The organism is Paraburkholderia sp. SSBN10T (assembly GCF_056619545.1).
Genome location: NZ_JBWQQI010000023.1, coordinates 58857 through 83792, shown reverse-complemented (window position 1 = coordinate 83792; position 24936 = coordinate 58857). Strand labels below are relative to the sequence as shown.

Below are 24936 nucleotides of genomic sequence, written 5' to 3'. Positions count from 1 at the left end.
CGGGCCGCAGGCTCAGCCGGCGGGATTGTCGTCGTCGGGCTGAACGGGCGTGCCTTCAACCGGCGCGCCGATGATGCTGACCTGGAAAATCGGCGTCGCCGCCAGCGATTGCAGGCTCGGATCCTCAGGGTATTGCGCGAGCAGCGGCAGGATCACCGAGCCGCCGATCACCGCGCGCCGGCTGTTGTCCGCCGGACGCAAGCCCCAGACGTCCTGATAGACCAGCGGCACGAGCTGGTGGTCGTGGGTGACGTTGCCCAGATACAGCATGACGTGGCCGCCGATATAGATCAGCGTGCGCATCGGCACGCCATGCTTCACGAGGTAGTCGAGGCGCTCGGCCGGCGTGGCGGCGGACAGATCGGTCATGCGTCCTGCGCTCATCTGCGTCGACGAATGACGCGGCAGCCAGATACCGAATGCCGCGAAGATGCTTTGCGTCTCCGACGAGCAGTCGTTGTAGAAGTCCATGTTGCCCCAGCCGTACGGACGCCCGATCAAGGCTTTCAGCAGCAGCGCCAGGTGATGCGGGGTAGCGCTGAGTGGCGCCGTGGTGGCCTGGGTATCGTTTAGTTCTGCGATGCGTGCGACGGCATTGCCGTTTGCGTCGCGGGCGGGAACCATGACGCCGCGCTCGCCCGGATGATCGCCCGGCGCGAACGGCAGCAGGGTGCCGGCCGGGGCATCGAAGCGGAACACGCCCTGGTTGTCGCGCACAGGCGCCGACGCGGCGATCACCGCGGCGAGCCCGTTGCGCGCAGCGCTGCGCCAGATATCGACAAACCCGGGGCTCACCATGCCGACCTTGTCGCTGCGGACCCAGCCTTGCACATCCGGTGTCTGGACGTAGTACCAACCGCCGTCGCGGCTGCTGCCCAGCACGTAGAGCGGCGTGCCGGGACGGGCGGCCGAGATCTGCAGGTTATCGAACGGGTAGCCTTCGCCGGCGAGGCGGTGGTCATAGAACGATGGGTCGCGGGTCGGCAGTTCGCGGATCAGCGCGTTATCCGTCGCAATCGCGCGATGCGCGGCGGAATATCCGGGCGCTTGCTGGAACTGGCCGACGTCCATGTTTTGCGCAATCGCATCGATCCAGGCTTGCGTGTGAGGCCGGAAGTTCTGGCCGTAGCCGAGTTCGCGAGCGGCCTTGCCGGTGTTGTCGAATTCCTCGATGCGGCGGCGCTGCAGTGCGGCGATATCGGCTCCGCCGTCGCGGTAGACGCGTGTGTCGACAAAGCTGGGGTTCCACGGCGAAGGATCGTCGGCGCCGGCGCCGAAGTAGCGGGCACGCAATGCTTCATAGTGGGTATGCTGGTCCGCCGCGCTCAGAAACGGCTGATCGTAGCCGGTGCTTGCCGGGTCGATCCAGTGATCGACATCCTGATCGTAGGCTTGCATCGGGAACAGGCTGACCGGATCGATGCGCGCTTCGCCGGCGGACGGCGCCGGCGGCGTGGCGCACGCCGCGAGGGCGAGGCACAAGGCGACGGTGGGCAGGCGCAGGCGGGTGTTGGCGCTACGGCGCCGCGAAGACGGCAGGGCGAGCCGGCGCAGCTTCAGGACGACGGCTTCGATACAGGGCAGTGCGGCAAACGGCATGATGCTCGACGGTGGGTGGCCAAGGTGCAGATGATACGATGGTCTGCGTGTCGAGTTGGTGGATTCGCATCATGCGGCGGCGGCCGCAACAGATGCGGCAGGACCCACGACCGTGTTCGTGGCAGCACCCTCTGAAAACCCCCGCAAAACCGCTGCTAAAAGAAGACCACACACGCGAAGACTACACACGTTGCCGTGGCGGCACACGCCACCATGTCATCAGCACCAGCAGGGCGAACGCCACATACGCGAGGGTGAACACCCAGGCAGGCAGATCGTAGAACAGAAGCCGGCCCACCCAGCGCTGAATGCAGCCCTGCGAGCCGACTGCGCCGGTGCGCAGCCAGTCTTCGAGCACGGTCAATGGACAGGCGATATCCAGCACGGACAGCAGCGACACCACGCCGATGGCGAACAGGTGCGTGATGCGGAACGTCCAGTTGCGCACCCATCCCCAGTGCCGCAGCGAGCCAATCCAGATGGCGGGCAGGCTGCCGACGATGAACGCGGCGAGCAGGGCATGCACGGTGAGTACCGCGTCCGCCAGGGCAAGCATGGTGTCCTCGAACGGTGGCCGGCAAACGCTCGCTTGCAGCGTGTGACGACGTACCACCGTAGCCACACGCGCAGTCAAGCGGGCGCCACATCCCGTGCGGCGGCGGTCATGCCGCGCTCACCGGCCGCGCAGTTCTCCCGCCAGGGCGAACTGCGCGAGAGCTTTCTGATGCACTGACGCTTATTGCTTTAGGGGCGCCGGCGGCGCATCGGCGCCCGGATGGTCGCCGTGCGGCTCGCGGTTGGCCGCAGCAATATCTTCAGTGAGGCTCGTGCGCAGTGTCGCGATCGCCTGATCCGGATTGGCCGGCTTCAGTTGCTCGCGCGCCAGCGAGTCGTAGACGAAGTGCCGCAACATCGGGTCTTGGGTCTTGTTCAACACATCATGATAGATCGCAATCATCTCGCTTTCGTGTCCGGTCATCGCGTACAGCCGGCGCAGTTGTTCCAGATCGTTGACGACCGCGAAGCCCGGGCCGTGCGGCGGCATGCCGTCGAAGTGGGGCGGCTGGCCGTGCTCCGGCGGCGGGGCGTCCTGGGCGATTGCAGATGAGGCGGCGGCGCCCAGTAGCACGGTCAAAGCAGCGGCTGCAGCGGCGCGCAGCGCCGCGGTCGGAATGGCCTTTTTCATGTTGTCGATTCCATCGAGTCAAGGTCGGCGCGACAGTGCGTCGATCATTTCAACACGATAGTCGAGATGGTGTCCTGTAGGGTTACTGCAGCCTATACGTAACTTACAGACTCTTGCACTCGCCGTTCTTGTCTCGCGCGCTAGCGCTCAGAGACTCGCCGACCCGGCTGCCGCAACGCGGTTGCGCCCGGAGGTCTTGGCGACGTAGAGCGCGGCATCGGCGCGCCGCATGAAAGCATCGAGCGAGGTGTCGCGGCCCTGGCGCGCCGTGCCGCAGCCGATGCTGACGGTCATCGCAGGAATGCGTCGTTTGGCGTCCGCGCTGTGGCATACCTCGATTTCGCGGCGAATCGCTTCGGCGACATTCAGTGCACCGCGCTCGTCCGTATCGGGCAAGATCGCCACGAATTCTTCGCCGCCGTAACGGGCGGCGCTGTCGCCTGGGCGTTTCAGGTGGCGTGCAAGAACGGCGGCGATGCGCTGCAGCGCCAGGTCGCCCAGGGCATGGCCGTGCTGGTCGTTGTACCGCTTGAATTGATCCGCGTCGATGAACAGGACCGACAACTCGCGTCCGGTCCGCTGCATCCGCTGCCACTCGGTCAGCAGCACTCTGTCGAGGGCGCGCCGGTTGTTGAGGCCGGTGAGCGAATCCGTCTGCGCCATGTGCTCCAGTCGAGACTGCATCGCGCCGCGGTCACGCAAGGCGAAGGCGAGTAGCCAGATCACCACGATAAACGTGCCGCACACCAGCAGCGCGGATGCGCCGACGATTTCGGAGCGACGTCGCCACTCGGCGAGCGCGTCCTGTTCGGCGGGCGCGACCACGGCGATCAGCGGTGTGCCGGGGATGCGCGCGAAGGTGTAGAGGCGGGTAATGCCGTCGAATGGCGAGACCGCGGAGAACGAGCCGCCCGGGCTTTGCAAGAGTTTCAGAAGGGGCGCCGAGCGAACCGTGAAGAAGCCCTTCGAGCTGGTAATCTGCGGGCTGCGCGCCACGATCGTGCCGTCGGCGCGCACGATCATCCTGACGCCGTGGGGGCCGGCCTCGAGCTTGTCGAGAAGCGCCTGGAAATAGTCGAGGTTGACGGCGATCACGGCAACCCCGGCAAACGAGCCGTCCGCGTTGTCGATCCTGCGGCTTAGCGCGATCGAGCCTACGTCGCCTCGCAGGCGCGAGTGGTAAGGCTTGGAAAAATAGAGACCGAGATCGCGGTGCTGCTGGTGCTCGTAAAAGTAGTCGCGATCCGCGAGATTCGCTTGGGGCGGTGCGTTCGCACCGTATTCGACGACGTTGCCGTTGGCGTCCAGCGCGGATACCGCGCTGATCTCGTGCGCGCTGGTGGTGCGGTCGAACAGCACCTTGTGGCGGACATCCGCATCGAGTTGCATCACGAGCGGGTCGTGCAATCCCGCCGCGACCGCCTGCAGCGAGAGGTCGGCCAACTCGAAATTGTGCTGGACGTCGTTACTCAGAATGGATATCGCACCGCGCGAGGTATCGCGCGCACGGTCGAGTGCGTCTTGCCGCCCCGCGGCCAGCGTGACCAGGGTGAGCGCAAACGCGCCCAGCGCCAGCAGGCTGCCCAGCGCGCCGACCGCCAGTGGATGGCGTCCCGCCAGCACGGCAACGCGGGTCAGGCGAGCTCCGAAATACCTGCGCAGACGTTGTAAGCCCCGCACGGGCAGGGGTGGGGCGCGGTCACTGGTTTGCATAAGGTCGGGTGGGCCGGCTCATTGCGAGCGCGTTACGTGTCGCGGCTCGACAAGGGATTTGCAATGCCGGTTAGCGAGGCGGCCCGAGTCTATCGGCGCAATCTTACGGAGTCTTCCGGGCCCAGTCAGTAAGAGAGGTCGCACGCGGCGCGTTCGGTCAGGCGGTGCGCAATCGCGCCTGGCACGATTGCGCACCGCTCGGTTCTTCACAGGTTAGAACGTCTCCCAGCTTTCGGAGCCGCCGGCTTCGGCGAGCGCCGCAACCGGTTTGGCGACGACAGCCGGCGCCCGCTTCGGCGCCGGTCGCGCGAGCGGCGCGCGAGCCTTGGCCGGGGCGGCGACGGTGCGCGGTGCCGCTGTGGCCGATTTGCTCTCGGTGACCTTGAACACCGAAACCGCGCGTTTTTGCTGCGCCGCCTGCTGTTCGAGCGATTGCGCTGCCGCCGACGCCTCTTCGACAAGGGCCGCGTTCTGTTGCGTGACCTCGTCCATCTGCCCGACGGCCTGATTGACCTGCTCGATGCCGCGGCTTTGCTCGTCGGACGCCGCAGAGATTTCCGCGTTGATGTCGGCGACCCGTTTGATGGCCTGCTGCACTTCGGCCATCGTGCGGCCCACTTCTTCAGCCTGCGACGAACCGTTGTGGATCGTCGCAACCGAGCTCTGGATCAGATCCTTGATTTCCTTTGCCGCGCTGGACGAGCGCTGCGCGAGGCTGCGCACTTCGCCGGCCACCACGGCGAAGCCGCGCCCTTGCTCACCCGCACGTGCCGCTTCCACCGCCGCGTTCAAGGCGAGAATGTTGGTCTGGAAAGCAATGCCTTCGATCAGCGTGGTGATATCGGCAATCTTCGCCGAGCTTGCCGTGATGTCGCCCATCGTCACCAGCATGCGTTCCACCACAGCGTTGCCCTTATCCGCCACGTCCGAGGCATTGCCGGCCAATGTGGTGGCCTGGCGCGCATTTTCGGAGTTCTGTTTGACGGTAGCGGTGAGCTGTTCCATGCTGGCCGCGGTTTCTTCCAGCGAGGCGGCCTGCTCCTCGGTGCGCGAGGACAAGTCCATGTTGCCGGCGGCAATCTCGCTGGAGGCCACCATGATCGACTCGCTCGAGCTCTTGATGCCGCGGACGATATCGGCAAGATGCGTGTCCATCTGCTTGAGCGCGCCGAGCAGATGGCCGAATTCGTCTTTCGAATGAATCGTGAGTTCGTTTTCGAGCTGACCTTCGGCGATGCGCTGCGCGACCTCGACAGCCGAACCTAGCGGCGTGATGATCGCCTTCAACAGATAGATCGAGGCGGCGATCGCCACGATCAGGCCCAGCACGATTGCACCGATTGAGATCCACAGCAACGTGTGATATGTGTCCGTGCCCTGGTCGGCCATGTCCTTGACCTGGGTGCCGTTGGTCTCGATGTCGCGGTCGATGGCGTCGGAGAGTTTGATACCCACATCGCGCATCTTGACGAGATCAGCGGCGGCGGCGTCGAGCGTGCCGCTGTCGACGGCCGCGAGCGCCGTGTCGGTCAGCGATTTGAAATCGCCGAATTGCGCGGCGATCTGATCGGCGATTTTGCGCTCGTTGTCATCGGAGACCTTGGCCGGGTAGTAGTCGGTCCAGGAGGCGTTTAGTTTTTTCTGCAGGTCGCGGATACCTTCGCTCGCCTGCTTGGCTTCGCTCGGGTCGTGAATGGTGAGCAGACGGCTCAGCGACAGACGAATCTTCAGCACGTCCGCTTGCGTAGCAGCCAGGTCCTCGATCGGCACTGTGCTGCCGGTGTACATCGAGCTCATATCCGAGCTTAGGGCCGCGAGTCCGCGAACGCCCATCAATCCGATACCTATCATCAAGACGATGCACGCGCCGAGCGCGAGAATGATCTTGAACTTGATTGTGTTCGTCAGCTTATTCATTCAGATACCTGTACACGATGGGAAAAATCGATCTCTGCGGAGGGCGGTTGCGTGCGGTGTTTTGTCTGACGAAAACCTTATGCTACGCAGCGGTGTACTTGTGTAAACGACACGCAGCATCAGTTCTTGAGGCACGCAGCGAAGATTTGTCCGATCTCGCCACGAGATTCACGGGCTCCTTTCACTGCATTACGGAGACGCACCACTGCACTCACGCCAGGTCTGTCCCTTAGCTGGCGCAATGAATGCAGAAAGCGCATGATGGCGGCATGTGCAGGCATGATCCGCAGGCACACGCGAGACCGACCGATGCCCATTCATCGGCCCACGGGCCATCGTTGCCGCGCGGTTGGTCTGTACTTAACGGCCCAGGAGGAACAAGCATGGAACGACCGGACGCCGCCAATCCATTTGGCGAATTCACCAAAATGCTGGAGCAGTTCAAGCTACCTGGCTTCGACGTGCCCGCCATCATGGAAGCGCGACGCAAGGACGTCGAAGCGCTGGTAACGGCGAATCAGGCGGCCCTGCAGGGCATGCAGTCGCTCGCGCAGAAGCAGGCCGACATGCTGCGTTCGACGCTGGGCGAGCTGCAGTCGCTGGCCGGCCAGTTCTCCGCGACCGGCGGGGCGCCCACGCAAACGGCCGAACTGGTGCAGCAAACCTTGCATAAGGCGTTGGCCGATATGCAGCAGCTTGCGCAAGCAGCGTATCAGTCGCAAGCGGAGTCGTATGCCGTGATCGCCAAACGCGTTGAAGAGAACGTGCAGGAACTCAAGACCCTGTTGCAGCCGAAGAAGTAACAGAACGGCGGTATCGACCCACGCGTGCATTCGATGCGTGCGGGTCGAGCCCAATGCCGGCGTCGATCCGAAACAATCGGTCAGCGCCGGCATTTTTCATTTCAGCACGAGCATTCGCAATTCGGCCCGTCGCAGCGTGCACGAAATCATTGCATTGAGATGTTGCTGGGCCTGTCTCATTCTTCATACGAAAATAAGGTTCGCAGAACGAAAGGTATGAGGAGCCGAAATCTGGCTGCTTTATTCAATGCCCGTTTAATACGGCGAACACATCTGCTCGCCGCACTGGTTTTTTTACAGCGGCCCTTATTTTTTCTGATGCCGTTCGCTTAAAACGCCCCAGCAGGCACGAATCGCCGTACAGGCACCGCCAGTCGCGGTGCTTATCTTCAAATTCAAACAGCTCGCGTCGGTCAGGCGGTTTGGAGCGCGTGCCAAACGATTGCGAACGTCCATTTCTTACCTAAAGTTTCGCGCCGCCACTCCGTAGACGCATTCACGCAGCCTCTCCAGGCGTGATTGAAGCACCGGTACCCGCCGGTCGAGGCGTGCGCCCCTTATTCGTCGTTCGCGATCGGCACGGTGGATCACGAGCGTTTTCACCTCGAAGGAAATCACTTGAAAACGATGCTTCATACCAGCATTGCTTGCGCAATGCTCGGGGCAAGCTGTGTCTTTTGTTTGCCCGCACAGGCCGCCCTTGGTCAGAACGTCAGCAGCATCGGCAACGATCAGGTGCTCATGCATGCCACGGCACATAGCGCGACTTCGCAAGCTGCGTATACGGTTCATCTGATTACGCTGCCCTCGGGCACGGTGGTGCGCGAGTATGTCGCGCCGAACGGCACGGTGTTCGGTGTGGCCTGGGAAGGGCCGACCTTGCCGGACCTGAAGACGACGCTCGGCGCCGCCTTCGATCAATACGTGGCCGCCACGGCGACGCGCCGTGCTACGCCGCTCGCCGTATCGAACAGCGATCTGGTGGTGTTCTCAGGCGGTCATTTGCGCGCCTTCGCGGGCCACGCATACCTGCCGGAAGCGGTGCCTGCGGGCGTCGATGTCAGCGTCATTCAATAGCGGGGCGATCATGCGAGCATCAGATTCGTTCCTCAAGCTACTGAGCGCCGCCGCTCTCGCGTTGCTGCTCGCCGCATGCGGCGGAGGTGGCGGCGGGGGCAGCAGTGCGAGCGCCAGCAACTCGAGCGCGTCGACCTCGACGCAGTCGGCCACCACCACCGCGTCGACCTCGACCTCGACCTCGACGCCGGCGCTGGCCGCCAATGCGGCAACGGTGACGGTCGACTGGGGCTTGATCGGCGTGCCGAATATGCCCTTCGTCAGCGTCACCGTCTGTACGCCGGGTACGACGCAGTGTCAAACCATCGATCACGTGCTGGTCGATACGGGTTCGTGGGGCCTGCGCGTGTTTGCGTCGCAACTGCCGGCTTCGATGACCTTGCCGCAAGAGCACGATGCCGCGGGCAATCAACTGGCCGAATGCATGCAGTTCTTCGATGGTTATACGTGGGGCTCGGTACGGCTCGCCGACGTGCAGATCGGCGGCGAAAAGGCCGCTTCGCTGCCGGTTCAGGTGATCGATCCGAACTACAGCGCCGTGCCTTCGGATTGCAGCAGCGTGGGCGCTTCGCGAAGCACGCCCACCGCGCTGGCCGCCAACGGCGTGCTCGGCATTGGGGTGTTCAAGCACGATTGCGGCGCCAACTGCGTGCGGCAGGCGGTGCCGGCGACTTACTACGGCTGTGCGGGAACGACCTGCACGTCGCTGGCGGTGGCCGAAGCTTTGCAGGTGGCGAATCCGATTCCCTACTTCGCGACCGACAATAACGGGTCGATCCTGATGTTGCCGGCGGCCACTTCGAACAGCGAAGCGTCGCTGACCGGGCAACTGGTGTTCGGCATCGGCACGCAGAGCAATAACGGCTTGGGGAGCGCTCAGGTGATCGGCGTCAGTCCGAGCAACGGGACCTTCTCGACGGTGGAGAACGGCATGACCTACACGAAGAGCATTGTGGACAGCGGCTCGACCGGCCTGTTCTTCCAGACCGGTGCGCTGCCCACCTGCGCCAGCCCGAACAGTTCGTATTACTGCCCGGCCTCGACCACGCAGTTGAGTGCGGTGATCGAGGGAGTGAACGGCATCAACAGTTCGGTATCGTTCGATGTGGGCAACGCCACGACGCTCTCGCAGACCTATAGCGGCAATGCGGTGATGCCGCTGCTGGCCGGGCCGGCGTTCGTCACGTCGACCATCTTCGATTGGGGCTTGCCGTTCTTCTACGGCCGCAATGTGTATGCCGCGGTCGAGCAGCAAGCGACGCCGGGCGGCACCGGGCCGTATATCGCGTACTGATTGGCGGCAGGTGAGATTAAGGTATCAGGTCAGACGGCCCCGCGTGCGGGGCCGTTTTCGTTAGGCAAGCGAGCTTGCCTCCGCTCGAGCCTCACACCAGTTCCGCCACACTTGCCGATAAACCGCCTCGACATGACGGGCAAAGCGCGCGCCATCCATCAGCGGCGATTGTTCCATCCTGTGCCGCAGGCTCTGCCGAAGTTCCGCGAGACGCGCCCGATCCGCGGCCAGCTCGACAGCGATGCGCACGAACGCTTCGTCCGAGTACGCGGCCAGGTTCTCCAGGCCCAGATTGACGAGCTGGCTCAACCCGCCGCGTCCCACAGCGGTTTCCCCAACCCGCGTGACAACCGGGACACCCATCCAGAGCGAGTCGAGGCTCGTGGTGTGGCCGTTGTATGGAAACGTGTCGAGCCCGAGGTCGATCTGGTGATACGTGCGCAGGTATTCGGCGCGCGGCCGGAACGGCACGAAGCCGACCCGCTGCATGTCGATGCCCTGGCGTTCCATGCGCCGCGCGAGAGTCTGGTGCGCGTTGCCCGCCGGCGCCATCAGCAGCAGGCGTGCCTGCGCGACTTCGCGCAGCACCGCGCTCCACATGGCCAGCGTGCGATCGGTGAGCTTGCACGGATTGTTCAGGCATCCGAACGTCAGGTGATCCGCCGTCAGCGCCGGCAATGCATTCACGGCCGGTTCGTCCGTCAACGGGTCATAGCACCAGAACGAGTCGGGCAGGCGCAGCGAGCGTTCGGTGTAGTGGTTGTCGGGCGCGGTTGACTCCCGCGCGCCGGACGGAGCCGTCAGGTCATGCGGGGGGAGCGGATCGAGGTGAGGATCGGTCAGGCGATAGTCGATCGCCTCGATCCCGGTGGTGCCGGGGTAGGCGAGCCAGGCTACCTGCACTGGCGCCGGCTTGCGGGCGAACAGCAAGGGCCGGCCGTCGGCCATGTGCATCGCCAGATCGACGAGGATATCGATGCCGTCCGCGCGAATCTGCTGCGCGAGGCGCTCGTCGTCGAGTTCGCGCACGTCGCGCCATACGTCGGCATAGCCGGCAAGCCGCCGGGTGAGCGCGTCGGGCCGCTCGACGCTCGCGTAGCAATAGATCTCGAACTGCGCATGATCGTGATGCGAGAAAAACGGCACGGTGAAGAACGATTGGCAATGCTCGCGAAAGTCCGCCCCGACGTAACCGATGCGCAGGCGCCGCTGAGCGGCACGGTCGTTGGTATGCGGTTGCCGTGCGGCGCGCAGCGGCGCTTCATGCTGCGCCGACCAGCGGCGGCATTCCTCGAGGACCGCCGCGCCGTGCTCGGCCTGAAACGTCAGCGCGTAGACGAGGTTGCTGTGCGCGACCACGTTGCCCGGATCGCATTCCACCGCGCGGCGATAGTGGGCGATGCCCTCATCGAGCACGCCGCAGTCCTTCAGTACGTTGCCGAGATTGTTGTGCGAGGCCGAATGAGCCGGATCGATACGTAGCGCGGCTTCGAACAGCGCCTCGGCGTCGGCGGTGTGGCGCAGTGTGCGCATCAGGTTGCCGGCGTTGTTATACGCCGCCACAAAACCTGGCCGCGCACGGATCGCGGCGTCGAACGCCTCCGCAGCAGCTTGGTATTCGCCGAGTTCCTTGCTGACGTTGCCGAGGTTGTTGTGGGCGTCCGCATGCTGCGGGTCGAGTGCGATGGCATTGCGGTACTGCGCCTGTGCGTCGCGGCGCCGGCCGAGTGCGTGAAGCGCGTTGCCGAGGTTGTAGGCCGCTTCGGGAAAGCGCGGCTCCAGTTCGAGCGTGCGCGCGAGGAGCGCGGCGGCTTCTTCGAACTGACGATGCTCGCACAGGGCCACGCCGAGGTTGAGCAGACAGGTGGGCGAGTCCGGCGCGCTGCGTAGCGCCGCGCTCAGCCGTTCTATCGCGGCGTCGATGTGTCCTTGTGCCTGCAGCAGCGTGCCGAGGTTCGTCAGCGCGCTGGCGTGCTCCGGCTGTATCGCGAGGGCGCGGCGGTAAGCGGCTTCGGCGAGTTCCGGCGCGCCGAGCTGACGATGGCAGTTGCCCAGGTTGTTCAAGGCGTCGACCTGCGCCGGGTCGAGCGCGGCCGCCGACTCGTAAGCTGCCGCGGCGGCGCGTGGGTCGCCGCCCGACTGCAGCGCGTTGCCGAGCGCAAACCAGAGATCGGCCGAGGTGGCGTCGAAGGCCAGCAGACGCCGATAGGTCGCGACGGCATCGGCGAAACGTCCCAGTGCCGAGAGCACCTGGCCGCGTGCGAAATGGTAGCGGGACTCCTGCGGCGCCACTGCAAGTGCGCGGTCGAGCCACGTTAGCGCCTCGTCGTAGGCTGCGCATTGCAGCCCGAGCACCCCAAGGCGAAACATCACATCGGCATTGGCCGGTTCGTCGGCGAGGACGGTTTCGTAGAGCGTGCGCGCGCTTGCGAGGTCGCCGGCGAGATGGCGTTCTTTGGCCAACGCCAGACACTGGTCGGTCCGCATCGAGGTCCTGCCTTGTTCCGAAGGGGTGGCGATAAGTGCGGAGCGCGCGGGCCGAGCCTGCGGCTATCCGGTCGAACGAGCAGAATAGCCGTGACTTTACTACCAAAATTTACTAGTGGTTGCAATAAATTACGGAGAAGTGGTGCCTGTCGAGTCGGCAGTGGAACCCGGCGGGACGGCCGGCGCCGTGGCTGCAGCGGAATCGGATACAGGCTGCGCCGCAGCGGTATCGGTGCGCGGCGCGGCTTGCGCGCCCGGACGCGCGGCTGCTTGCTCTTTGGGTTGCGCAATCGGTTGCGCCGCGATTACCCGGTGCACCAGCCGTAGCTTGTCGACCACGAGCGGGGCCAGCGTGAACGGGTAGCCGTCGGGCATCCCGAGGCTGCGGTTCAGGCTGTTGAGGACATAGGTTAGAGGAAACCAGCGTTTCATCAGATTATCGAAGCTGGCGTCTTCCACCGGTGTCTGGTCGGTCAGCGTCGGCCCGGCCGGGTCGCGCGGGATCAGCGCCACGCCGTAGGAGGTGGCGGTGTCGAGCACGTCGACGATCAGCAGATAGTGCGCCCACGTTTCCGCCCAGTCCTCCCACGGGTGCATCGTCGCGTAGGCGCTGACATGCGACTGCGCCCAGTCGGCCGGCGCGCCATCGCGGTAGTAGGCGTCGAGCGCCTCGGCGTAGTCGACGCTTTCGTCGCCGAACAGCCTGCGAAACGGTTTCAGCCAGCGCGTGCCGGCGATCAGGCGGTCGAAATAGTAATGCCCGGTTTCGTGCCGGAAATGCCCGAGCAGCGTCCGGTAGGGCTCGTGCATGGCGGCGCGGATGCGTTCCCGGGCTGCGTCGTCCGCTTCCGCGATATTCAGCGTAATCAGGCCGTTGTCGTGCCCGGTCAGCACCTTCTCGCCGTCCGCGCCCTCTTCGAGGAACTCGAACTCCAGCCCGGTCTGCGGATCTTCCTGACGCGATATCACCTTGATACCGAGCGCCGTCAGCGTATAGAGCAGGCGCCGTTTGGCGACCTCGAGGCGGTACCAGTAGAGCCGGTTGTGCGGCGCTGCGAGGTTCGGAATGGTGCGCGTCAACTGGCAGGAGCGGCATAGTGTGCCGGGCTGGTCGGCCGGGATCATCCAGTTGCAGACGTTTTCGACGGCGTAGTTGCGGCATTGGCGATACAGTGCACCGCCGGCCTGCGGATGGAGGCTGCGCCAGCGGCCGTCGCCCGCGTCTTCGAAGGCGGTGAGCTCGCCCAGTTCAGGCAGATAGCCTAGCAACGCCTCGCAGCGTTCGCAGCGGACGTTTTCGTAGAACAGGAGCTGCTCGCAGCGGTTGCACCGGAAGGTTCGCATGGCGTGGGCCTCAAACGGGCGGAGAGGGGGCGAGTGGCGCGACATCCACCGCAATCTTCATGCCGCATTTGCCAGACGTCACTGGTTTAACGCACATTACGTGCATGATGGGGCATGTGGAGTGCGCCGCTTTGGTGCGTGCCGCCGGAAAACGCCTGTTGCGGCGCATGTCGGCGGCCGGCGGGCGCGTCGCGGCAGGTTGCGAGGAGTTTCTGACGGCACTCGAACGCACCAGCGCGCACCGGGGCATAGGGAGGGCGCACGGTCCACGCCTGTCAATACAGGGTTTGTTTTCCGGCCGCGAGGCCGGGCTCGGCAAGTTTTTCTACCAACGGCATGAAGCTTGCTTTTTGGCGGGCTGCCATCCTTCGCCCAGGAGTCCGGTGTGTCTATACGTGTCGCGTTGAACCATGTCACACATTATCGTTATGACCGCCTCGTCGGACTGTCGCCGCAGGTCGTGCGGCTGCGGCCCGCGCCACATTGCCGTACCCCGATCGTGTCGTATTCGATGCGCGTCGAACCGGCCGAGCATTTCATCAACTGGCAGCAGGATGCCTTCGCCAACTACCAGGCGCGGCTGGTGTTTCCCGAGCAGACCCGCGAGTTCAAGATCACGGTGGACCTGGTGGCCGAAATGGCCGTCTACAACCCGTTCGACTTTTTCCTCGAGCCGTCCGCCGAGAAATACCCGTTCGAGTATGCGCCTGGTCTTGCGGCGGAGCTCGCGCCTTATCTGGTCAAGCGCGAGCCGACGCCGCGCTTTGCCGAATTCGTGGCGAGTATCGACCGCTCGCCCAAGGTCACGGCGGACTTTCTGGTCGAGCTGAACCAGCGCCTGCAGCGCGAGATCCGCTATCTGATCCGCATGGAACCCGGCGTGCAGACGCCCGAAGAGACGCTCACGAGCGCCGCCGGCTCGTGCCGCGATTCGGGCTGGCTGCTGGTCGAGACGCTGCGCCAGTTGGGGCTCGCGGCGCGCTTCGTGTCGGGGTATCTGCTGCAGCTCGCGCCCGACACCAAGTCGCTCGACGGCCCGAGCGGCACCGAAGTCGACTTCACCGACCTGCACGCGTGGTGCGAGGTCTATCTGCCGGGCGCCGGCTGGGTTGGCCTTGATCCGACCTCGGGCCTGCTGGCGGGCGAGGGGCATATCCCGGTCGCCTGCACGCCGGAGCCGGGCAGCGCTGCGCCGATCTCGGGTGCGGTCGACGAGTCCGAGGTCGAGTTCGAACACACGATGTCGATCGAGCGGGTCCTGGAAACGCCGCGCGTCACCAAGCCGTATACCGAGGAAGTCTGGTCCGATGTGCTGCAGATGGGCGCGCACGTGGACCGGGAACTGGAGGCCATGGACGTGCGCCTGACGATGGGCGGCGAGCCGACCTTCGTCTCGGTGCGCGACCGCGACGCCGCCGAATGGAACACCGACGCGCTTGGGCCGACCAAGCGCAGCTATGCGGTCGCGCTGATGGACAAGCTGCGCTCGCGTTACGGCGCGAACGGCTTCCTGCACATCGGCCAGGGCAAGTGGTATCCGGGCGAGCAATTGCCGCGCTGGGCGCTCTCGCTGTACTGGCGCGCCGACGGCCAGCCGTGCTGGCAGGACCACACGCTGTTCGCCGACGAGCGCCAGCCGGGCAGCCATACCGCGGAAGACGCGCGGCGGTTCCTGACTCACCTGACCGGCAAGCTCTCGCTCGATACGCAGTTCATCAAGGCCGCCTACGAGGACACGTGGTACTACCTGTGGCGCGAGCGCCGCCTGCCGGTCAACGTCGATCCGTTCGACTCCCGTCTCGACGACGAGATGGAGCGGGTGCGTTTGCGGCGTGTGTACGACAGCGGTCTCGCCTCGGTGACGGGCTACGTGCTGCCGCTCTCGCGTGAGCGCGACTTGCCGCTGCAGGGGCCGCGCTGGGTCACCGGGCCGTGGTACTTCCGCGGCGACCGGATGTATCTGATCCCCGGCGATTCGCCGATGGGCTACCGCTTGCCGCTCGATGCGCTGCCGTGGGTTTCGCAAACCGATTATCCGTACCAGCACGCGCACGATCCGTTCGCGCCGCCTGCGCCGCTGCGCAGCGCAGCGCAGTTGCGCATGCAGTATGAAGGCAGCACGGCCGGCGCGGGCGCTGCCGCCGGCGCGGACGGCGCCGCGGCGCATGGCCAGGGCGCGGGCGGCCCGGGCAGCGGCGTGGCGGGTGCGGGCGGCGCGGCTGCACTGCGCGCGCCAGGCGGCGGCCCCGGCGGCGCCGCTGCCGCCACAGCTTCGCTGCGCGAGCCGGAGCGCGGCGAATCGGCTAGCTGGATCACGCGCACCGCGCTGTGCGTCGAGGCCCGTGACCCGGCCCGCGCTGCGGGCCCGAAGGTGGAGACCGAGAGCTTCGGCAGCGGCCGCAAGATGCTGCATGTCTTCATGCCGCCGCTCACCGAGCTCGACGATTATCTGGACCTGCTCGCGGCGGTCGAAGCCACTGCTGCCGAACTGGGCATGAAGATCGTCATCGAAGGCTACCCGCCGCCGCGCGATGCGCGTCTGAAGATGCTGCAGGTGACGCCGGACCCGGGTGTGATCGAAGTCAACATCCATCCGGCTTCGAACTGGGATCAACTGGTCGACCACACCGAGTATCTGTATCAGTCGGCTCACGAAACCTACCTGAGCACCGAGAAGTTCATGACCGACGGCCGCCACACCGGCACGGGCGGCGGCAACCACTTCGTGCTCGGCGGCGCCACTCCTGCGGACAGTCCGTTCCTGCGCCGCCCGGATCTGCTCGCGAGCCTGGTGGCGTACTGGCTCAACCATCCGTCGCTGTCGTACCTGTTCTCGGGGCTCTTTATCGGGCCGACCAGCCAGGCGCCGCGTGTCGACGAGGCGCGTAACGACCAGGTCTACGAGCTGGAAATCGCGTTCCGCGAACTGCAGCGGCAGATCGACCTGCTCGGCGGACGCGAGGGCGGGCAACTGCCGGCATGGATGATCGACCGCTCGCTGCGCAATATCCTGATCGACGTCACCGGCAACACGCACCGCGCCGAGTTCTGCGTCGACAAGCTCTATTCGCCCGATGGCCCGACCGGCCGCCTCGGCCTGCTGGAGCTGCGCGGCTTCGAAATGCCGCCGCACGCGCGCATGAGCCTCGTCCAGCAGTTGCTGCTGCGCGCGCTGGTGGCGCGCTTCTGGAAGACGCCGTACACCACGCGGCTCACGCGCTGGGGCACCGAACTGCACGACCGTTTCCTGCTGGGCACGTTTGTCCAGATGGATTTCGACGACGTGCTGGCCGACCTTGCCGAGGCCGGCTATGCCTTCGACCGCTCGTGGTTCGCGCCGCATTTCGAGTTCCGCTTCCCGCTGGTGGGCGAGGCCACGACCAACGGCGTCACGCTGACCATCCGCAGCGCGCTCGAACCGTGGCACGTGATGGGCGAGGAGGGCGCGCCCGGCGGCACCGTGCGCTATGTGGATTCGTCGGTGGAGCGGCTCGAAGTGCGAGTCCTGGGGCTGAACGACAACCGCCATATGGTCACCGTCAACGGCGTGCCTTTGCCGCTGCAATCCACGGGCCGCGTCAGCGAGTACGTGGCGGGGGTGAGGTTCCGCGCCTGGTCGCAACCGTCGGCGTTGCATCCGACGATCGGGGTGGACGCACCGCTGACTTTTGACCTTGTTGACAATTGGACTGGCCGATCCATCGGCGGATGCCAGTATCATGTGGCTCATCCGGGTGGGCGCAGCTACCAGACCTTCCCGGTCAACGCGTACGAGGCCGAAAGCCGGCGGCGCGCGCGCTTCTTCACGATGGGCCACACGCCTGGACCGCTCGTGGCGGAAGCGCCGCAACGCAGTCTGGAATTCCCGTTCACGCTGGATTTACGATACTGGTGACCCTGAAGAACAATTAATCCGATACGACCTTGGCCTTTCAATCGACTTTTCCCTTTGAGGCAACCGCGGCACACGCGGATGCGCTGTCGCTCCTGCGGGTGCTGCCGGTCCGCGAAGGGCACTGGGACGAGTTGCTCGATGCGTCCGGGGCGTTGCGCGAACCGTGGCGGCAGTTTTTCGACTTGCTTGGCGAAGACGGCATTGCCAACCTCGAGAACAACACCGCCTCGGTCGCGCAACAGATCCGCGACAACGACATCAGCTACAACGTCTACGCGGACAAGGGCGAGCCGCGGCCGTGGGCGCTCGACCTGCTGCCGCTCCTGATCGACGAGGCCGAGTGGGCCGAAATCGAGCAGGGCGTGATGCAGCGCGCGCAACTGCTGAATGCGGTGATGGCTGACGTCTACGGCCCGCAGACGCTGTTGCGGCGCGGCCAGTTGCCGCCGGCGCTGGTGTTCGGTCATCCCGGTTATCTGCGTTCGGTGCGCGGTTTCACGCCGCCGGGCGGCCAATATCTGCAAGTCGTCGCCGTCGATCTGGCGCGCGCGCCGAACGGCGCCTGGACGGTCATGTCGCATCGCACCGAAGCGCCGTCGGGCCTCGGCTACGCGCTGGAGAACCGGTTGATTGTCTCGAGCCAGTTCGCCGAGCCGTTCCGCTCGCTGCATGTGAGCCGGCTGGCGCCCACCTACTCGCAACTGATCGCCACGCTGGTGCAGTCGGCTCGTGCCGCGATGCAAGGGGATGCAGCGGACGGCTCGCCGCACATCGCGCTGCTCACGCCGGGGCCGTTCAGCGAAACCTATTTCGAGCATGTGTTTCTGGCGCGCTACCTGGGCGTGACGCTGGTCGAGGGCAAAGACCTCACGGTGCGCGACGACATGCTGTATCTGAAGACGCTCGCGGGTCTCGAGCGTGTGCATGTGGTTTTGCGCCGGCTCGACGACGCGTTTTGCGATCCGGTCGAACTGCGCGCGGATTCGACGATCGGCGTGCCCGGTCTGCTGCAGGTGATGCGGGCCGGCAATGTGATCGTCTCGAACGTGCCGGGTTCGGGTTTCGTCGAATCGCCGGCCTTGCATGGTTTTCTGCCGGGCATCGCGGAGGCGCTGCTGGGCGAAGACCTGTTGCTGCCGGGCGTGCCGACCTGGTGGTGCGGCGAGGAAGCGGCGCGCGAGCATGCCTTCGCCCGGCTCGACGAAGCCTTTCTGGTACCGACCTGGCCCGCGGCGCAGCGCGACAGCGCGCCCGGCATGGCGCAGGGCCTGCAACCGCTCGCGGCCTGGCGCGAGCGCATCGAAGCGCTGCCCGACAACTTCACGATCCAGTTGCCGCTGCCGTATTCGTGTGCGCCGCGCTATGAGGACGGCACGCTCGGGCGCCGGCCATCGGTCTTGCGCGTGTATGCTATCGCGGATTTCAACGGCGGCTGGCATGTGATGCCGGGCGGCTTCACGCGCCTTGCCGCGGAACGGCAGGCCACCGTCTCGATGCAGTTCGGCGGCAGCAGCGTCGATACCTGGGTGCTGTCGAGCCAGCCGATCTCGACCTTCACGCTGTTGCCCTCGCCGATGCAGCCCGCGGACCTCGCGCGCAAGCATCGCACGGTCTCCAGCCGGGCCGCCGAGAATCTGTTCTGGGCCGGCCGCTACAGCGAGCGCGCCGAGAACAACGTGCGCCTGCTGCGCCTGATTCTCGGTTCGCTGGAGAGCAACGACGCGGACGCGATGTTCGAGACGCTGGTCGAACTGGCGTTGTACTGTGGGCTGGTGCAATTCGGCGACGTGCGCGCCGACGACTCGCTGCAGGCCTTCGAGCGCACCCTGGTCGCGAATCTGCACGAGGCCAATGGCGCTGCCAGCATCGGCCAGGTGCTGGGTGCGCAAGTGCGGGCGAGCGGCGAGATTCGCGGCCGGCTGTCGAACGACCACTGGCGCACCATTCTCGCCGCGCGTAACGACTTCCGCGACGCATTGCAGAAGTTGATGCCCACTAGCGCATCGTCTGCGAGCGCCAACGGCGCCAGTGGGGCCAATGGCGCCGCCCCGGCCGGCAGCGGCCGGCATGACCGCTACGACCGTGTCACCTTGATGGACGCGCTCGAGCACCTGGCCACGCAGCTTTCGGCGATCAGCGGCGCGCAAGGCGACCGCATGACGCGCGACGAAGCGTGGCGTCTGCTGTTCGCCGGCCGGCATATCGAACGGGTCTCGGCGATGACCTCGATTCTGCGCGTGGTGGCCGACAAGGGGCAGCTTGCGACGCCTGCCGGCTTTGATTTACTGCTGCAGCTATTCGACAGCACGCTGACCTACCGCTCGCTCTACCCGGGGCGGCTCGAAGTGCCGGCGCTGCTCGACCTGCTGGTGGTCGAGCCGACCAATCCGCGCGGCCTGTACGGTGTCTATGAACGGTTGTGCGGCAAGCTCGACGAGATCACGATTGCGGCGGGCGGCACCCGGCACCGCGCGTTTGTCGATCTGATGCCGCCGCCCGATACGCTGCCGTCGCTGGAACGTCTGTGCGAAACCGACGAGCACGGCGCTTACACCGTCCTGATTCAGGTGTGCGACGACCTGGGCGCTTTTGCCGCCGCGGCGGCCAACGAAATCAGCGCGCGCTACTTCAGCCACGCCAACACGCTCGCCTCGCAGGTGTCGTCATGAAGGCCGCACAGACTGTCCTGTCGGTTTCGCACCGGACCACATACCGCTATTCGACCTTTGTCGAGACCGCGCAGCATCTTGCGACCATCCGGCCGCTGGCGTGCGCGTGGCAGCGCGTGATTTCGCATGAAGAGACGATCGAGCCCGCGCCGTCATATCTGCACAGCCGGATCGATGCGTTCGGCAACGACGTGCTCTACTTCACGATCGACGCCCCGCATGAACGGCTGCAGATGGTCAGCGAGACCATCGTGCAATTGACGCCGCGCTGGACCAAGCTCGATCCGGACACCACGCCCGCATGGGAGGAGGTGGCCGAGGCGTTGCGCTTTCGTGTGGGTGGCGAATTCCGGCCCGAGGTGGAGTTCTGTTTCGCCTCGCCGAACATCACGCTGCGGCCCGCGCTGCGCGCCTATGCGCTGCCGAGTTTCACGCCCGGCACGCCGATTGCGGCCGGGGCGATCGACCTGATGCATCGCATCTACCGCGACTTCGACTACAAGCCCTCGGCGACGATGTTCGATACGCCGGCCGAGCGCGCGTTCGAGTTGAAGAGCGGGGTGTGTCAGGACTTCGCCCAGGTGATGATCGGCTGCCTGCGCTCGCTTGGGTTGCCGGCGCGCTATGTGAGCGGCTATCTGCGCAACGATCCGCCGCCGGGCCAGCCGCGCCTGATCGGCGCGGATGCGTCGCATGCCTGGGTATCGGTGTATTGCCCAGGCAGCGGCTGGATCGACCTCGATCCGACCAACGACGTGCTTGCCGACATGGATCACGTGACGCTCGCGATTGGCCGCGATTACAGCGATGTGTCGCTGTTGCGGGGGATGATTCTGGGTGGCGGTGCGCACCGCGTGGATGTTGGGGTGAGCGTGCTGGCGCTGTGAGGGCGGCAGCGCGGGGAAGCCACACAAGGTGCGGCGATGCGGGCTTGGCAAGCGGCCGGCATCGCACGGCGCGGCGCTGGACCGACCCCAGCGCCGCCTGCTTGCGGCACTCCGCTTACTTATTCGTCGCCAGCGCCCCAGCACTGTTCTTGCCGCCGAACAGCGCAGTCAGATAGTCGCCGTTCTGGCTCATCTGCATCATCAGCCGGTTGAGCGCCGTGAACTGCGTGTTATAGCTCCTGGTCAATTTGTCCGTGTAATCGCTGAGCTGGGTCTGCTGGTCGGCTAGCGCTTTCAGGTCGGCGTTCAGCGCATTGCTGTGCACATCGAGCGTACCGCCGGTCTTCAGGAACGACGTCAGCGAGGTGTTCAACGACGCTGCCAGACCGGTCTTCGAATTGAACAGCGCTGCAATCCCGCTCGAGTTGTTGGTCAACGCATTGGTCAGCTTGAGGTCGTCGATCTTTAACGTACCGTCCTTCTGAAACGTGATGCCGATGCCCGCCAGGCTGGCTGCGCCACTGCCCTCTTTTAGGCCGCCGCTCAGCGCTCCCGAGAGCGTGCTGCGAATGGTGTTCATCGTCGCGTCGCCGAGCAGCACGCCACCTTGGGAACCCGCCTTTCTGGTTTTATCGAAGCCGGTAAACGAAGCGGAGGTGGTGACGAAGTTGTTGTACGCCGTGACAAACGCGCCAATCGCGGTTTTCTGGTCGGCCGCATCCTGGGCGATCGTGAGCGTCTGCGGGCTGCTGCTCACGGCTTCGGCCGACAGGTTCAGCGTGAGACCGTCGATCGCGGACGTGACGATGTTGCTCGGACTCGCGACTTCCATGCCGGAGATGCTGAGGTGCGCATCCTGGCCCGCGACGCTTTGCTTCCAGTTGCCCGAGTCGTCCACCACGGTGGAGGCGGGCGTGGTGGTGGAGGTGCTGGATTTGACGCTGAGCTTGTTGAGCGCGGCGTCGCCCGACTCGACCTGGATGTTGATGCTGTTGGCGAGGCCGGTGGCGTTGGCGTGCAACATCAGATGCGCACCGTCTACGCCGTTGACCACGGTGGCCGAGACGCCCGGATTGCCGGTTGCCGAGTTGATCGCCGAGGCGATATCGGCCAGTGTGCTCTTGCCGGGTTCGATCGTGATGGTGGTACTTTTGCCGCCCACCGACAAGGTCAGCGAGCCGGACCCGAGCGCCGCCTTGCTGGCGAACGCGCCCGAGGTGATGGACTGCGAGGTGGCAATGCTTTGCACGTCGATGGCATAGCTGCCCGTCACCGCGCCCTTGCCGGCCGTCGCCGTGAGACCCTTGCCGCTGGCCGTGGCGGTGAAGGTCGAAAACGCGGTGCCGTTGGCGAGCGGCGTCAACGCGCTTTGCATGAGCGAAAGCACCGACTTGAGCGTACCGAGCGCGGTGAGCTGATCGTTGTCGCGCGTCGCGCGGCCGGTCAGCATCGCCTTCTTGCCGGCCACTTTCGCGTTGACTAGCGCGCTGACGAGGGCATTCACATCGGTATTCGATTTCGTCGAGCCGCTGATGATCGATTGCGCGGCGTCCTGAATCGCCGTACTCGTAGAGGTGGAAGTGGTGCTGCTGGTTACCGTTGACATGACGTGTTGGCCCCTCGCGTCAGCATGTTTATTGATTGGGAAGCGGCAGTTGGCAGGCGCTCAGACAAGCGCTTCTGCTGGTCTCGAATCTGTAAGAATCGAAAGTAAGATATTGTAAGAACTTATGTGTGAAGATTACAAGATGTTTTCTATTTCCTTGCTTGTTGACTCTGTGCGTACGCACATATAGACTGCCTGCCATGAACGGACCGATCTCTTACGACGAGTGCAACTGCTTCGCGCTGCGCCAGGCTGCGCGCTACGTGACGCAGATTTACGAGCGCCATCTCGGTGAGGTGGGGCTGACGGCTGCGCAGTTCACCATCATGGCAAAGCTCGCGCGCACCGCGCCCGCCACCATGGTGGAGATGGCCGACGCCATGGTGATGGACCGCACCACGCTGGTGCGGGCGCTCAAGCCGTTGCAACGCGACGGCCTGGTGGTGAGCGAAGCGTCGGAACACGACGGGCGGACCTATCTGTTCAGTCTGTCGGCGGGCGGCAAGGTGACGTTTGCCAAGGCGGCCGTTGCCTGGCGCAACGCGCAAACCGAGTTCGAAGGGAAGTTCGGCCGCGCGCGGGCCAAGGCGCTGCGCACGGAGTTGTTTGGCCTGACGGCCGAGTGACGCGGCGTGCACTGATGCACTGAGCGCGCCGCGCCGGCGCATGGAATCGAAAGCTTCAGGAACAGGTTCGAGAGTTTTACGGCGAAAAGTGTGTATGCACTTATTATGGAAACCGACGCAATGCAATTGCTACCCGAAGACGACTGCTTTGCGATTCGTCAGGCGGCCCGTTACGTCTCGCAGTTGTACGACCGGCATCTCGCCCAGGTCGGACTGACGATCACGCAGTTTTCGATCCTCGGCCGGGTTCGACGCGGCAGGTCGCTGACGATGAAGCAGCTCGCCGACGCGATGGTGATGGAGCGGACCACGCTGGTGCGGGCGATTCAACCCTTGCAGCGCGGCGGCCTGCTGTCGAGCCGGAGCGCACAAACGAAGGGCAGGGAGCTGTCGTTCAGCCTGACGCCGGCCGGCGAGGCGAAGTATGCGGCTGCGCGGGTTCACTGGGATGCGGCGCAGGACGATTTCGAACAGCGCTTCGGCGCCGAGCGCGCAGCGACGCTGCGGCGCGAACTGTTGGACATGACGAAGGCCTGATCGGAAGGATCTGGGTCGGACGTTTTTGTCGTAAGTGGACCGGGCGCACTGAGAGGCCGGGTCAAGGCAGCGTGCAGGTCACGCTCATTTTCAATATTTTTAAGTGCATACGCACATTTCATCATGTCCACTACTCCTTCGACTCTCGCCCCGCCCAGCGCCGCGGGTTCCGCTCAACCGGCCCGCCGCACGCCGTGGATGCTGCTTGCTGTGCTGGCCGTGCTGGTGGTGCTGGCGGGCTCACTGTCTTACTGGCTGCTGGTCGGTCGCTTTGTCGAAAGCACGGACGACGCCTACGTAGGCGGCGACGTGACGGTGATGGCGCCGAAGGTGAACGGCTTCGTGACCGACCTGCTGGTACGCGACAACCAGCACGTCCAGGTGAATCAGGTGCTGATCCGGCTCGACGCGCGCGATTACGATGCGCGGCTCGCCCAGGCGAGCGCCGACGTGCAGAGCGCGCAGGCCGCGGTGACCGAGTTGCAGGCGAAAAAGTCGCTGCAACTGGCGACCATCGACGAGCAGGTGGCCGAGGTGAAAGCCTCGGGGGCAGAATTGACCCGCAGCGCCCAGGACGAAGCGCGGTACCGCGAACTCGTGAAGGACGAGGCGGTGTCGAACCAGATTGTCGAGCGCGCGGATGCGGACCTCGTCAAGGCGCACGCCGCGGTGGATCGCAGCGGCGCCGCCTTGCTCGCCGCGCAGCGCGAGATCAGCGTGCTCGATGCGCAGATCGGCGCGGCTCAGGCGAGGGTGGCGACGGCCCAGGCGGCGCAGCGCGTGGCCGAGCTGAATGTGGAATACACGACGATCCGCTCGCCCGTCGACGGCTACGTCGGCAATCGCACCGCCCAGGTCGGGCTGCTTGCCAATACCGGCGAGTCGCTGCTGACGGTGGTGCCTTCGACCGGGCTGTGGGTCGACGCCAACTTCAAGGAGGACCAGTTGAAGAAGATGCACGCGGGCGACGCCGCCGACGTGACGCTCGACGCTTCCAGCAAAGCGTTGCACGGCGTGGTGGACAGTCTGGCGCCGGCCACCGGCGCGACCTTCAGCGTGCTGCCGGCGGAAAACGCAACCGGCAACTTCACGAAGATCGTGCAGCGCGTGCCGGTGCGGATTCGCCTCGACGTGCCGCAGGACATGCAAGGCGTGTTGCGTCCCGGTCTCTCGGCGACCGTCAAGGTGCATTTGGGCACCGGTGCAACGGGAGCCGCCGCTACCGCTACTGCCACCACCGCTGGCGCTGCGGCGCATTCCTGACCCTGTGCCGCAACCCCGTTTCGCTTGAAGGCT

The 24936-nt window shown here is 65.2% G+C and carries 18 protein-coding genes; 9 read left to right on the top strand and 9 right to left on the bottom strand.

The window, feature by feature from the left end; translation table 11 throughout:
* Positions 1-12: 12 nt before the first annotated feature.
* The 5 genes from AC1ECK_RS28920 to AC1ECK_RS28900 all read right to left on the bottom strand — a co-directional run bounded on the left by AC1ECK_RS28920 (position 13) and on the right by AC1ECK_RS28900 (position 6415).
* The gene (locus AC1ECK_RS28920) at positions 13-1599 is read right to left on the bottom strand and encodes an SH3 domain-containing C40 family peptidase (protein ID WP_480325328.1); all 1587 of its coding nucleotides are present in this window, start codon (positions 1597-1599) and stop codon (positions 13-15) included.
* A gap of 181 nt (positions 1600-1780) precedes the next feature.
* Positions 1781-2155, bottom strand: a complete 375-nt coding sequence (locus AC1ECK_RS28915) for a DUF2784 domain-containing protein (protein ID WP_480325326.1) — start codon at positions 2153-2155, stop codon at positions 1781-1783.
* Positions 2156-2335: 180 nt separating this feature from the next.
* On the bottom strand, positions 2336-2785 hold the full coding sequence (locus AC1ECK_RS28910) for a hypothetical protein (protein ID WP_480325324.1): 450 nt from the start codon (positions 2783-2785) through the stop codon (positions 2336-2338).
* A 147-nt stretch (positions 2786-2932) separates the two neighbouring features.
* Positions 2933-4408 (bottom strand): sensor domain-containing diguanylate cyclase, encoded by a 1476-nt coding sequence (locus AC1ECK_RS28905; protein WP_480325322.1) that lies wholly within the window; start codon positions 4406-4408, stop codon positions 2933-2935.
* Positions 4409-4711: 303 nt separating this feature from the next.
* Positions 4712-6415 carry a methyl-accepting chemotaxis protein gene (locus AC1ECK_RS28900; protein WP_480325320.1) on the bottom strand — a complete coding sequence of 568 codons (1704 nt, stop codon included), beginning with the start codon at positions 6413-6415 and terminating at the stop codon, positions 4712-4714.
* Between the two features lie 383 nt (positions 6416-6798).
* Between AC1ECK_RS28900 and phaP the strand changes: the two genes are divergently transcribed.
* The gene (gene phaP / locus AC1ECK_RS28895; protein WP_480325318.1) at positions 6799-7218 is read left to right on the top strand and encodes a TIGR01841 family phasin; all 420 of its coding nucleotides are present in this window, start codon (positions 6799-6801) and stop codon (positions 7216-7218) included.
* A 459-nt stretch (positions 7219-7677) separates the two neighbouring features.
* Here phaP and AC1ECK_RS28890 read toward each other — a convergent pair whose 3' ends face one another.
* The gene (locus AC1ECK_RS28890; protein WP_480325421.1) at positions 7678-7965 is read right to left on the bottom strand and encodes a hypothetical protein; all 288 of its coding nucleotides are present in this window, start codon (positions 7963-7965) and stop codon (positions 7678-7680) included.
* Between AC1ECK_RS28890 and AC1ECK_RS28885 the strand changes: the two genes are divergently transcribed.
* Positions 7846-8295 carry a DUF2844 domain-containing protein gene (locus AC1ECK_RS28885; RefSeq protein WP_480325413.1) on the top strand — a complete coding sequence of 150 codons (450 nt, stop codon included), beginning with the start codon at positions 7846-7848 and terminating at the stop codon, positions 8293-8295. The genes AC1ECK_RS28890 and AC1ECK_RS28885 overlap by 120 nt on opposite strands.
* Positions 8296-8305: 10 nt before the next feature.
* Entirely contained in the window at positions 8306-9589 is a 1284-nt protein-coding gene (locus AC1ECK_RS28880; RefSeq protein WP_480325316.1) for a DUF3443 domain-containing protein, read from the top strand.
* Positions 9590-9649: 60 nt separating this feature from the next.
* On the opposite strand, the gene AC1ECK_RS28875 is transcribed toward AC1ECK_RS28880, so the two are convergent.
* Positions 9650-12076 carry a tetratricopeptide repeat protein gene (locus AC1ECK_RS28875; RefSeq protein WP_480325314.1) on the bottom strand — a complete coding sequence of 809 codons (2427 nt, stop codon included), beginning with the start codon at positions 12074-12076 and terminating at the stop codon, positions 9650-9652.
* A 129-nt stretch (positions 12077-12205) separates the two neighbouring features.
* A complete protein-coding gene (locus AC1ECK_RS28870; protein ID WP_480325312.1) occupies positions 12206-13420 on the bottom strand; it encodes a zinc-binding metallopeptidase family protein in 1215 nt (404 codons plus the stop codon).
* A 385-nt stretch (positions 13421-13805) separates the two neighbouring features.
* Between AC1ECK_RS28870 and AC1ECK_RS28865 the strand changes: the two genes are divergently transcribed.
* The 3 genes from AC1ECK_RS28865 to AC1ECK_RS28855 are packed head-to-tail and all read left to right on the top strand — an operon-like array spanning position 13806 to position 20871.
* Positions 13806-17315 (top strand): transglutaminase family protein, encoded by a 3510-nt coding sequence (locus tag AC1ECK_RS28865; RefSeq protein WP_480325310.1) that lies wholly within the window; start codon positions 13806-13808, stop codon positions 17313-17315.
* Between the two features lie 29 nt (positions 17316-17344).
* Positions 17345-19984, top strand: coding sequence for a circularly permuted type 2 ATP-grasp protein (locus AC1ECK_RS28860; protein ID WP_480325308.1), 2640 nt, complete (start codon positions 17345-17347; stop codon positions 19982-19984).
* Entirely contained in the window at positions 19981-20871 is an 891-nt protein-coding gene (locus AC1ECK_RS28855) for a transglutaminase family protein (protein WP_480325307.1), read from the top strand. Before AC1ECK_RS28860 ends, AC1ECK_RS28855 begins: the two co-directional genes overlap by 4 nt.
* Before the next feature lie 115 nt (positions 20872-20986).
* On the opposite strand, the gene fliD is transcribed toward AC1ECK_RS28855, so the two are convergent.
* The gene (fliD, locus tag AC1ECK_RS28850) at positions 20987-22477 is read right to left on the bottom strand and encodes a flagellar filament capping protein FliD (RefSeq protein WP_480325305.1); all 1491 of its coding nucleotides are present in this window, start codon (positions 22475-22477) and stop codon (positions 20987-20989) included.
* A gap of 200 nt (positions 22478-22677) precedes the next feature.
* Here fliD and AC1ECK_RS28845 point away from each other — a divergent pair, with 200 nt between their 5' ends.
* The 3 genes from AC1ECK_RS28845 to AC1ECK_RS28835 all read left to right on the top strand — a co-directional run bounded on the left by AC1ECK_RS28845 (position 22678) and on the right by AC1ECK_RS28835 (position 24903).
* On the top strand, positions 22678-23103 hold the full coding sequence (locus AC1ECK_RS28845) for a MarR family winged helix-turn-helix transcriptional regulator (RefSeq protein ID WP_480325303.1): 426 nt from the start codon (positions 22678-22680) through the stop codon (positions 23101-23103).
* Between the two features lie 120 nt (positions 23104-23223).
* Entirely contained in the window at positions 23224-23640 is a 417-nt protein-coding gene (locus AC1ECK_RS28840) for a MarR family winged helix-turn-helix transcriptional regulator (protein WP_480325301.1), read from the top strand.
* 123 nt (positions 23641-23763) lie between these two features.
* A complete protein-coding gene (locus AC1ECK_RS28835; RefSeq protein ID WP_480325299.1) occupies positions 23764-24903 on the top strand; it encodes an HlyD family secretion protein in 1140 nt (379 codons plus the stop codon).
* The last annotated feature ends 33 nt before the right edge of the window (positions 24904-24936 follow it).